This is a genomic window from Enterobacter bugandensis (assembly GCF_900324475.1).
Taxonomy (GTDB): domain Bacteria; phylum Pseudomonadota; class Gammaproteobacteria; order Enterobacterales; family Enterobacteriaceae; genus Enterobacter; species Enterobacter bugandensis.
In genome coordinates this window covers 579,437-591,052 of record NZ_LT992502.1, presented here as the reverse complement: position 1 = coordinate 591,052, position 11,616 = coordinate 579,437, and the positions used below count along the sequence as shown (strand labels likewise).

The following is an 11,616-nucleotide window of genomic DNA, read 5'->3' as shown; positions in this document are numbered from 1 at the left end:
GATAGGGTTTAGACCAGACCTCCTTTTCCCAGGGTCAGTAAAGTCGGCTGGTAATGCTCACAATATGCAGCCGATTACATGGTGAACGTTACTTCCTGAGTTGATGTACTTGAGCCGCCAGCCAACTAGCAACTGTGACCATTTGAAAATCTTGAGGTTTTTCCTTTCCACCATTTTAACACCATTAAGAGGGCATCAAATAAAGTGTTCAACGTTCGGCTGTGGCTACCGATAACCCACAATTTAGCGTCATGCCCATCCCGCCTAAAGGCTCACAATCGAAAACAGTCCGGTATAGCTAGACCGGACTGTTTTTGTCTATCAAAAGAGTAGTGGCAGCTAACTCAGAAATGCTAGGAGATCTTGGTTCTTATTGTTACTGTATAACAAAAAAATGAGGTCACTATGAAAACTACGTTATACAAAGATTTCACCTTTGAAGCCGCACACCGTCTTCCGAATGTTCCGGAAGGCCATAAATGCGGTCGCTTACACGGACATTCCTTTGTCGTGCGACTCGAGATAACCGATGATGTGGATAAGCACACTGGTTGGATTATTGATTTCGCCGAACTAAAAGCGATTTTTAAACCTACTTTGGATAGGCTGGACCATTACTATCTCAATGACATTCCAGGCCTGGAAAACCCTACCAGCGAAGTGCTTGCTGAATGGATTTGGAATCAGATTAAACCTCAACTCCCGATCCTTAGCGCAGTCGTCGTGAAAGAGACATGCTCTGCAGGCTGCATTTATCGCGGCATAAAATAACTTATCTAGATAGCCAAAATTATATTGGCTATCTATTCTTTTAAAATCCCATTGTTATATGTAAGTACTACAGCAAGAATATTTCATATATTGCAATTGATTAATCACCTAGTTCAGATCAATTTAATGAGTCTTAAGTTAAACTCGATACTACTAATACGAAAAATAGTAGTTGGAAATGGGGTTTTACGTATAGAAATCAATCACTACAAAGAAAGCTATTCACTTACTGTGTTATTTGTGAATCTACTAAGAACTTTGATTTTTTTCACTTGAATATGGGATTCATCTCAGTATCCTGTCAGTATCGACTGAACTTTTGCTTCTCAATGTGTGTCGTTCAGGCATGGAAACCCCTTACTTCATCCCATGACTGTTCATTTTTCGCACAAATCATACATGCGAAGATAATTTCAAGGATTGTGATGATGAACATATTACCTATAGGGTCGTTGGTTGCTTCCGAGAGTTTTGACGGTATCGGAAAAGTCGTCAGCATTGATATTGAGGCAAATAATGCAACTGTTGCTTTTTTTGAGTCACCAGCACACCCCTATACACGTCAGGTTGCGATTAGCCTTGAGAACTTGACACCGACCCTTCCCCATGAAGAAGCTGTCGTCTACTGTCTTGAACCACAAAGTCAACGTTGGACGCGCGCTCGATTCGGTGGATCGCGACCTAATGGTGATTTTTTGGTCATTTTTCGCGAAGATGACGCAACGACGCTGCCTATCGATAAGATCTTCATACTGAACAAAGCACCCGATAAACCTATTAATCCTGCACATTTTCTGGCTTACCAGGCCAATGACGCTCCCTTCTTCTTTCCTCGCCGACACTCCTTCATCAAGACCTATATCCAGCAACGCGCTTCCTGCCGGGGTCTAGCATCCATTTCCAGCAGCGCTGTCGAACTGGAACCACATCAACTGGCCGTTGTACGGCGAGTATTACAAGATAAAACGCCGAAATATATTCTGGCAGATGAAGTGGGTCTTGGGAAAACCATTGAAGCAGGTATGGTTATCCGTGAACATGCTCTGGAAGAAGCGGGGCATGTCAGTATGCTTATCGCCGTGCCAAGCCAACTCGTCAGCCAGTGGCGGGAAGAATTAGGTGAACGTTTTCAGCTAAAACAGTTGCTCGTTGGTGTTTCAGCAATGCTCTCCTTGTTAAAGCAAGATGGTGCTGCACAAGGGATTGTTATCTGTAGTTATTCTGAGGCATGCCTCCTGCTGAGCAGAGGATTCTCACCATCCCTGATTACTATTGATGAAGTCCATCAAATTGCCGACTGGCCGTGGTCTACGGACGAAGAACAGCGTGATGATTTCAAACTGATATCACAAACATGTCAGAAAGCACATTACGCATTGCTTCTCACCGGTACGCCGCTGCATGGCCATGAGCGCAACTTCCTGTCGATGCTGCACTGCATCAATCCGGAAGCATTCCAGATTGATGAAAACCATCTGCATGCCTTCACCGAACTAGTGAAAAACCGTGAGAGCCTTGGCGGTGTTTTCTCTTCTCTAGTTCCATCTGTGTCTAATATTAGTCTTCGCCGTAACCTTGAAGAGGTTCTGGTGCAATTCCCCGACGACCATCAGTTGGCAACGTTATGCCAAGGACTGTTTCCACTGATTGGGAGATTTTCTCAGCCAACTCCTGAACGTGAAGCGGGTATTAAAGCGATAAGACTACATCTTGGCGAGAATTACCGCATCCACCACCGTCTGCTGAGAAATCGCCGTCAGGTTGCACTGAGTCAGGATGAAAGCAAAAATCTGAATCTGGATCTTCTCTTCCCTGGTCTGAACGGAGTGAGGGAATCTCACTGGCAAACCGAAGGACTAACCCTGGATGAGTTGCTGGAAGAGTATCGCGCTATGGCCGTACTACCGCAAAACCAGCATTGGTCGTTAAAAGAAGCGAACTACATCGCCTGGATTGACGATCTCTTTTCCAGTCCGATTTGTGTTCTGCAGCGGGCAAAAGCCATTCTCACAGAGTCAACTGGACTGCCCAAGGATGAGCAAGCCTTACTGGAACATATCGTCTCGACGGCTAAAAATGAGCAACAAGCTATCGACAATATGCTGGCCGCATCGCTTAATGATTGGTTAAATCAATTTCCAGATGGCAAAGCTATTGTCTTCTGCGATCGTCCTGAACTAGCGCAGCACCTGTCAGTTAAGATGAGCATTCTGCTGGATTACCCGATAGAACGCTATCAGCCAGGCCAACCACTACAGTTCACTCAGGCTCAAACCCCCGTTCGGGTTCTATTGTGCGATAGAAGCGGCGAGGATGGGCTGAATCTCCACGGAGGACGTCGTCTGGCCGTTCATTATGGTTTGCCGCGATCCTGCAGTCGGATTGAGCAACGTCTGGGCCGTCTCAACCGCTACAGCGCCAACCTGCGTGGTATCAAACCGGTTCAAAGCCTGATACTAAAAAACCATGTGACCGATAGCTTACGCAATCAGTGGGCCGACATTCTGGTGAACAGCATTGGCGTATTTAACAATACCATCGCTAGCCTGCAGTTCGTACTGGATGACTATATCGGTGATGCCTGGAACAGACTATTCCTCGAAGGCCCACAAGTGCTGGGAAACCTTGCGGCAGAATTTCCTGGCGAAAATGGCGTTTTGGTCAGAGAGACCAACAAAATCAACATGCAGGAAAAATTGCTGGCGATGGATGAAGAAGTCTCGCAAGCGGCACTTTTCGCTCAGCAACTTAGTAATGACGATCTCATTGCAGCAGAACAGTGTAAAGCACTTACGCCATGGATCTCTCAAGGATTGCGTTTCCGTTCATCAGGAAATGCTGAAGAAGGGATGCGTTTTAGTTTTGAACTAGCTGAACGCAGTTCTGGGACGCTGGTAGATTTTAAAACTTTTCTGTCAACCTGCATGCTCAGCTTCGACAAAGAGGGAGGCAATCCACCGTCTACCCATCTAATGAGTGCAGAACGTATCCCTGCCATTGACGGGACAACGGTTTATCCCTTGCGTTACGGCCAACCTTTCGTCGATGCGATCTGGCAGTTACTGAATCAGGACGCGCGGGGCAGTTCGGTGGCGATGCTACGTATGATTAACGCAGAACTAAATGAACCTCGCTATTTCTTTCAGATGAGTTGGCTCATTACTGGCTGCGATCCGCTAAGCCCTTACGCCACTCTTCGTCAATGCGATGAACTGGAGCCGCCACGCATTGTTGAGGAGTGGGTAGCTGCAGACGGTTCTCAGGTGACAAATCCACAACTGCTTGGAATGCTGAACAGCGAGTACAGCAAGACCCCTTCTGCCACAAAAAGTTATGTGGACCTCAATCTGCGAGCCACTAGATGGCAAGAAATTGAAGAGCTGATTTCCGCTGATGCGTGGAAAGAACAGGTTGAGCAGGTATATGATAAAGCGCTGCAAAAACAGCGTGATTTGTCTCAAGCCAACGCTTATATCCAGCTGATGTCGGTAAAAGCGATCATTCTTTGCAGTAGCAATATTTTATCTGGAGTCGCCTGATGACGGAACAATGGTCACGTCTGCAGTTTGCGCTAACCACCTATTTTACCGATGACGTTACCTTCAAAGAGGGGATTGAAAATCCCTTCTTCATGCGGTTAATGAATATCATCATCGACCCTACTGCAGGCCTGAATGATATTTTTGCCGGCTATGCCGATGCCCTTCGCACTGCACAGGTGAACGGCATCGAAGATCCCTGGCTGCCTTCTCCACCGTCGCTGACGGAGACCCCAGACCCACTTTGGGGGCTGGAAAAATCCGTCGTGGGACAGATATTGTCACTCGCTGCTGAAGCGGACCTGACGAGCACCCGGGCCACTTACCAGAGCCGAACCCGACGTAACTTATTGCAGCCGGAAATGGATCCGGCGCTCAAGAACTTGCTGGTCGACACGCCCCATACGCACTACCGTGGCTTCGGACAGCAGGCGGCAATCCGCACGCTGCTCACCTCCGACGTCAACAGCACTCTGGTGGTGAATCTCCCCACCAGCTGCGGTAAAAGCCTTATCACGCAAATCCAGGCCATCAGTGCGCCGTTCGGTTCGTTAACGCTGGTGATTGTCCCAACGGTCGCCCTCGCCATAGAACAAGCGGATTTTATGCGGGACATGCTGCGGCAGGCTGAGCAGGATCACGGAGGAACCTATGCCTGGGTTGGCGGTCAGGATCACACAACGCGCCAGACGCTGAAAGAGCGGTTGAGAAACGGCTCACAGCGCGTGCTCTTTTGTTCGCCGGAGGCGGCAAAATCGTCGCTGGTTCCGGTACTGTTTGACCTGGCGAAAAATAACCTAATAGGTGCCGTCGTTATCGACGAAGCCCATCTTATAGACCAGTGGGGCGCTGAATTCCGCCCTGATTTTCAGCTGATTGCGCCGCTGATTCGTTCATTAAAAGCCCAGCCCGGATGCCGTTTTCGCACCCTGCTGCTCTCCGCCACCTGGAGCCAGAACACCCGTGATGTGATTGTTGAGCAGTTCCGCTCAGATGACAGCGAACTGATTGAGATTACAGCGAACTTCCTGCGCCCCGAACCCGAATACTTCGTACATGCTGAGCCCACCCCTGGTGCGCATCAGCAGCGCGTGGAGCAGTTGCTAATGACGCTCCCACGCCCGCTCATCCTCTATTGCACCACGAAGGAAGAAGCGGAAAACTGGCATCTCCGACTTCAGCAACAGCAATACCAGCGTGTTGGCCTGTTCCATGGCGACACGGAAACCCTAGCTCGCAAAAAACTGATTTCACAATGGGCAAGCGACCAACTGGACATCATGGTTGCCACCTCGGCGTTTGGGGTAGGAATGAATAAAAGCAACGTCCGTTCGGTCATTCATGCCGCCATTCCGGAAAATATCGATCGCTATTATCAGGAATGTGGACGCGCCGGGCGTGATGGCAAAGCCTGCCAGGCGCATCTGGTCTGGCATAGTGCACAAATGGAGACGGCAGAAAGCCTTTCGGTTGAAAAACTTATCAGCGTCGAAAAAGGCTACCAGCGTTGGATGGCCATGTTTAAGCGGTACCAGCCCAGCGACATCGCCAGTTACAGCATCTCACTGGATACTAAACCCGATCATATCGACTATCAGGGCGATCGAAATCAAGCCTGGAACCGCAGAACCTTACTATTGATGCAGCGCACCGGGCTGATTGAGCTAGTGTTCGCAGCCCCTGAGCTGCCAGAAAACCTGCGAAAAGATGAAGAAGAAAACGCTCAGGCAGTTCACGACTGGTTTGCCCAGTATTACAACAAAGTGCATATTCGCCACTGCAACGACTCGCACCACTCTGAAGAGTATTGGAACACCTTTGTTGATAGGGCCCGCCAAGAAGAACTAGCTAAGCGCCGCGCGGCATTTACCTTGTTAAAAACGTGGATCCTCGACCCTCGACCTCCCCTGTGCCAGATACTAAGAAAATTTTATATTTATCAGCACCATGCGCCAGAAATCACTTGCGGCGGATGCCCGGGGTGTCGGGCTCAGGGTAAAGGCGCGTTCTCCCCAACAGTTGGGGCCGATGTGGAAATTATACGAGCGACGCCGAAGAAACGAGCGCGCTTCGCTGGTGCCGTCAGGAAAGTGTATTACACCGATGAACTGGAAATGAGGGCTCTTCTATCAGAACTCCGCGTACCGCTTCGTCAGTTGATCGGCTCTGGCGATTACGAGACCATCCGAGCAGATAAGGCCGATTTCAGGCATCTGGAACGCGCCTTGGATTCCATCTCTCGCTTCTGGTGCGTGCAAAAACTTGCTGCACCCACTTCGGACAGTGCGGAAATTGTGATTGTGTCTAACACTGCCACTGCGCTACCGGACCTACCGGCCTCGCGATATGAACGCATCATCATCGCCCCGCAGCACCTGGCCGATCCGCAGCATCCTTACAGAAAATGGTGGGAAAGCGCAGGCAACGCGCAACCCTTGGACACTTTTATCAGGCAACTACAGCATGTCAATCATCAATAACGCAAACCCAGGAAGCAGCCTGGTGCTGATCCCCTTATTTGATCGCATTGTACAAAATGCCCAGGCACCGCTTTCCCCGGAAGCGGTTGTGGCTCGCTATCGGCCCAATAACCTGCCCGCTAACGATAACGCTTGGGGAAAAATCAGAGAGAACCTCGCCTTTTGGTGCCGACTGGGACTCTGGCCTATGGAAGAAGAGAGGATTCTGCCGCAGCCCAATGAGACTCGTCCGCTCTATCAGCGCGTGCTGCAATGCACCATTGATGCCTGCAAAGAAAAAGGTATCGCTGAAGGTAAGGAATGTGAACCATTGTGGCGAGTGCTAACCTGTTTGATGAATCTTCAGCAGCACTCATTAGGCGGCAAGGAACCGCTGGCCCCAAATATCATCACTGAAAAACTGCAAAGATGGCTTCCAACCGAAACCGTTAACTCCAATACCGAAAAGCTGGTCAGGGAATATGGACGCTATTTGGGCTTTCTGGAACTAGCGCCGGACCAGAACTACTATACCGATCCAACCCGGGCGATTCAGTGCTTTTTGCCGCAGATTTTTGGCGAACAAAATAGCCTCTCCATTAAAACCTTCATGGCCAATATGGCTGAAGTGATGCCAATGATGGACGGCGGTGAATTCCGGGTAAAAATGCAGGAGATCATGAGCGAACGCAACTGGTCTGCTCCGGAAGGTAAAAATATCAGCACCAGCACATCACTTGCGCTGCGTCGCTTGGAAATCGACCAGAAAATTCAGCTGATCGTTGGGAGCGATGACGCCGCATCATTATCGCTACAATTGCCCAATGGTGAGATTCGCCCAGTCAGCCAGGTCCGTCTCAGGGAGGCCGCACAATGAGTATCATGAACTACTGGCCGTCACTTGAAAATATCGAGCAGTGCATCCGTAACGAAGCCGAAGAGTTGCAGGATGATGTACTACTAGCGGTACATGAGCCAATGGTGCTTACCCGTCGTGATGTTAACAACAATCAGGTAGCCCTCCGCGACGAAGACATGTTTACACAACTGCTCACCACCGAGCGGGCTATCCCACTCATCGGCCGTTCAGGGATGGGGAAATCACATCTGGTGCGCTGGCTTGACTGTCGTCTAAAAAGCCATCTGCATGCAAACGGCGAACTGGCACAGTGGGAAATTGTCCGTATTCCGAAAAACGCCAGCCTGCGTCAGGTTCTGCTGCTGATCCTGAAAAATCTGCACGGTGGAATTTTTGATGACGCGCGTAAGCGTGTTGATGATGTGGCTGAACAACACTCCGCTAAAGATCTCGCTGATCTGATGCTGACCATGATGTCTCATCAATTAGAAAGCATGTATAACGAAGCGATGAAGATCGGCCAAGATTACGAATCGCAAGGGAAAGAGATCCCGGCAGATCTTCTGAACCGACTCGAAGCCATCATTGAAGAAGTCGAAAACGGCATTGGCAACCTGATTACTGACCCTAACTTTAAGCTGAATCTGCTCAAACAAGATCATTGCCTCTATAAACGCGCCAGTCGAATGAGCGATGGGCTTAAAGAGGAGGATGAGGATCACGATAATTACGAACTGGCACCCGCCGATCTCTTTTTCCAAGACAACATAGATGACCTGTCGTCGCTTGCTCGTGAATATATTCGACACTCGCGTATTGATGAACATGATAATGAAAAAGCCCGCATTCAGGCTGTAAGCGTTCTGAATGAAGCGATGCATGCGGCGTTAAAATCACTATTTGCCAAACTCTTTACATTCAACGGCGGTAACTTCCAGGAGTTGTTCCAGCAGATTCGCCGTGAGTTGCTCGCACAAGATCGCCGCCTTGTGATCTTGGTGGAAGATATGGCAGCTATTTCGGCCATTGAAGATGTACTGATTGACAGTCTGATCGAAGAAGGCATGCGTGATGGAGTGAAAACACTATGCCCGGTGCATTCGGTTATTGCCGTTACCGATAACTATCCGGGCTACAAACGGCGTCAGGAAACGCTGATGACACGAGCGGGCTACGAGTGGATCATTGAGCACACCGACAGAGACAACAACGAAGGGCGTATTGTGTCACTGTGCGGTCGTTATCTGAATGCAGCGCGCCATGGCGCAACGGCGCTGAAGCAGTCGCGGGCGCAAAACCAGGCAAATTGGCCGACTGTCTGGCAAGACGAAGAAAAGCCGGAATGGTTGAAGGACTTTGGTATGACAGACAAACAGCAAGTTCCGCTGTTCCCGTTTAACCGCGAAGCTATCCGTGCGCTGGCTGATAAAAACTGCCGTGACAGCAGCGGCCAACTGACTTTTAACCCACGAATTGTGATTAACCGTATCCTGCTGGATATTTTGCGTGATTGCCGTGTTGAGGCAGAGCGCGGGCTATTTCCACCGCCGAACCTTGCAGGAATTGACGTTGGCACAGAAATACTTCACAACATAAATCAGTTAACCAGAAACAGAGTTACCAGTGCAGCGTCATTGACCGCACTTTGGAGCTATGGCTGCGACTCTTGGGAAAAAGTCTGCAATCAACTGCCGCCGGGAGTAGCAAAAGCTTTTGGTCTCACTGAGTTGGCCGAACGTATTAACGGTAAAATTTCTGCCCCACCAGCAGGAGGCAACGATGATGAAAAACTTAACAAACCAACCGGTATTACAGTTCCTGAACCTAAACCTGAACCGAAATCTGAGCTAGCTTTCATCAAACATCTCAAAGCCTGGGTCGATGAAAAAACCGTTTTACCTCAATTAATTGCCAGTGATCTGCGCGCAGGACTTAACAATTGCTATGAACTCTATGCCCAAGTGGAATTTTCCAGTATGGCAGAGCGACCTTCACTGATTGAGCGTAATCCTTTGATTAGCCTGCCACTGGCGGCTTCAGATCCCTCGAACGCTATTGTGAAATTCTATGAACTCAAAGACCTCAACGATCCGCTACGCAGGATAGAGATCTACAACGTGTCGCTGGCGATTTTGCGTATCCAGCATTACGCCAACTTAAGCGAAGGGCTTAGCTACCCTGAAGCTATGGAAGACTACGCCCACTATGAAAACTTTGCCAGTTGGTGGGTGCCGCAGACCGCGGAGATTGCAATCAACCATGCCCGGGCGCGGAAACTGAAGCCTGCGCTGCGTAATCATTACCAAAAAGCGCTGCTGTTGGGCCTGTTGACTGGCAAAGAAAATCCGACGGAGCTCATTGATGCACTTTGCCTGACGCAGAAAGGCGTCGGTCGAACTGAGGGTAAGAATCAAGGACGAACAATCAAAACAAGCCCATCCGATCTCTGTTTCTACGGACTCGAGGCCAACCAGAAACCACATTCCAGCATAAAAGTGGCTGAAGCCCGGCAGGCAGCACTTCAGGGGTGGGACGACGCCCGCGACGCATGGCTTTCTCTGGTTGCCGTCCCTGAATTAAGTTCCGGGCTCACCTCAGTCCGAGCACTTGAAGCCGAAGTGGTAACCTCCGCGTTGCGAGAGATCCAGAAGGAACCGCTTGGAGCGGATGTGCAGCGTGCGGCAGAGAAAGCCCGCAAAGAGATCGCATCAACTATCGAAAATGCACAACTCTTTGAAAATATAAAAAATCAGGATGACTTCATTGCCCTTCTTGATGAGTGGCAGATGTTTATCGAAGCGGTACGCACCCAATATTACCCTTCGGAATCCGAGCAGATCAGAAACTCATCATGGTTGCTGGGTGAAATTGAAGCATTAAGAGTAGACGCAGAGGCCAGCCTGAACACGCTGCTCACGCTTAATTCCCTCGTCAGACAGAAAGATGCCTTCATGCTGTGGCATGACATTTCCCATCTGGATGGTGATTACGTCAGCCGTATCGGTAACCTTCTTGCGCAATGGCAGAATATTCAATCGAAAATCAGCTTTACGCTACAGCAGATAAACAGTAAGGGTGACGCACCGAAACTGAAAAATGCCTGCACGCTAGTTGAAGAGCGACTGAAAAATCTGGCGGCTGATATCAGCGCCTCTGGAGTGAATGAATGAGTACATTACGCCAACAGCTTGCAGAGATGCAGAAGCAACTGGATTTAAGCGTCCAAGCAAGTAAAGCCACGCAGATTATTGAGAAATGCGGCGTAGTGCTCTCAAAAACTGACACCGTCGCTGGACATTATTGTCGCCTTAAATACCAGTACCCGGCCCTACAACTTCTGCCGCCTGAACTGAGGGTCAGTTGGAGAGAAGATCAACGAAATGAACTCAAAAATGTGGTTAACGGTGTCAATAACTTGCTGTCTCAGTGGAGACGCTGGCTGAATAATCAGACCCAAGTAGCTGCCGATACGCAAGCCTCGGATGAACCGCTGGATGGAGTGATCGCAACGCAGGAACCTACAGCATATGACATCATTCAGAATGACTCCCTGACCAACTGCGTGAGCCAGGCGCTCAGCCTGCACCGCACTCTGAGCGACCAGCTGAAAAACGCATGGGAAGAGTGGCAACAAATCCTGCATCAGCAGATTCAGGTAGACAGCAAAACCCTCGATGCTCAGCAGAAACTCGAGAAACTGAAAGAGATTGCTGACGAATACCTAAGCCTGCGCGACAAGTTTGACACCTTGATCCAACCTTTGCCTGAGAACGGCGAGAGCGTGACAAAGATCCGGGCAATGGCGGAGCACCTGAACACCCTGCGCGGCATGATGAAAACTGACTGGCCAGAAGCGGTGCAGAACTTCCTTGATCGCATCAATGGCCCGCAGCGAAACAAACCAACGCTGAGCGCATTGACAACAGAAGTGTTTGAGTGGCTTCGAGATGAAGACATGTTGGAAGACTTTGTGATTACAAGGAAATAG

6 protein-coding genes are annotated in these 11,616 nt (G+C 49.5%); all 6 read left to right on the top strand.

Annotated features, from left to right (window positions below):
• The first annotated feature begins 405 nt into the window (after positions 1 to 405).
• The 6 genes from queD (at position 406) to DG357_RS02810 (ending at position 11,616) form a co-directional block, all read left to right on the top strand.
• On the top strand, positions 406 to 771 hold the full coding sequence (gene queD, locus DG357_RS02835; RefSeq protein ID WP_088204637.1) for a 6-carboxytetrahydropterin synthase QueD: 366 nt from the start codon (positions 406 to 408) through the stop codon (positions 769 to 771).
• 425 nt (positions 772 to 1,196) lie between these two features.
• Positions 1,197 to 4,310 (top strand): protein DpdE, encoded by a 3,114-nt coding sequence (gene dpdE / locus DG357_RS02830; RefSeq protein ID WP_224222664.1) that lies wholly within the window; start codon positions 1,197 to 1,199, stop codon positions 4,308 to 4,310.
• Complete coding sequence (dpdF, locus tag DG357_RS02825) at positions 4,310 to 6,790, top strand: protein DpdF (RefSeq protein ID WP_088204638.1); 2,481 nt, start codon at positions 4,310 to 4,312, stop codon at positions 6,788 to 6,790. Before dpdE ends, dpdF begins: the two co-directional genes overlap by 1 nt.
• Positions 6,774 to 7,646, top strand: a complete 873-nt coding sequence (gene dpdG / locus DG357_RS02820) for a protein DpdG (RefSeq protein ID WP_023295842.1) — start codon at positions 6,774 to 6,776, stop codon at positions 7,644 to 7,646. The genes dpdF and dpdG overlap by 17 nt, the downstream gene beginning before the upstream one ends.
• Positions 7,643 to 10,798, top strand: a complete 3,156-nt coding sequence (dpdH, locus tag DG357_RS02815; RefSeq protein ID WP_088204639.1) for a protein DpdH — start codon at positions 7,643 to 7,645, stop codon at positions 10,796 to 10,798. Before dpdG ends, dpdH begins: the two co-directional genes overlap by 4 nt.
• Complete coding sequence (locus DG357_RS02810) at positions 10,795 to 11,616, top strand: hypothetical protein (protein ID WP_088204640.1); 822 nt, start codon at positions 10,795 to 10,797, stop codon at positions 11,614 to 11,616. Before dpdH ends, DG357_RS02810 begins: the two co-directional genes overlap by 4 nt.

Coding starts and splice junctions, on each gene's coding strand:
- queD (WP_088204637.1), top strand. CDS start 406: ATGAAAACTACGTTATACAAAGATTTCACCTTTGAAGCCGCACACCGT.
- dpdE (WP_224222664.1), top strand. CDS start 1,197: ATGATGAACATATTACCTATAGGGTCGTTGGTTGCTTCCGAGAGTTTT.
- dpdF (WP_088204638.1), top strand. CDS start 4,310: ATGACGGAACAATGGTCACGTCTGCAGTTTGCGCTAACCACCTATTTT.
- dpdG (WP_023295842.1), top strand. CDS start 6,774: ATGTCAATCATCAATAACGCAAACCCAGGAAGCAGCCTGGTGCTGATC.
- dpdH (WP_088204639.1), top strand. CDS start 7,643: ATGAGTATCATGAACTACTGGCCGTCACTTGAAAATATCGAGCAGTGC.
- DG357_RS02810 (WP_088204640.1), top strand. CDS start 10,795: ATGAGTACATTACGCCAACAGCTTGCAGAGATGCAGAAGCAACTGGAT.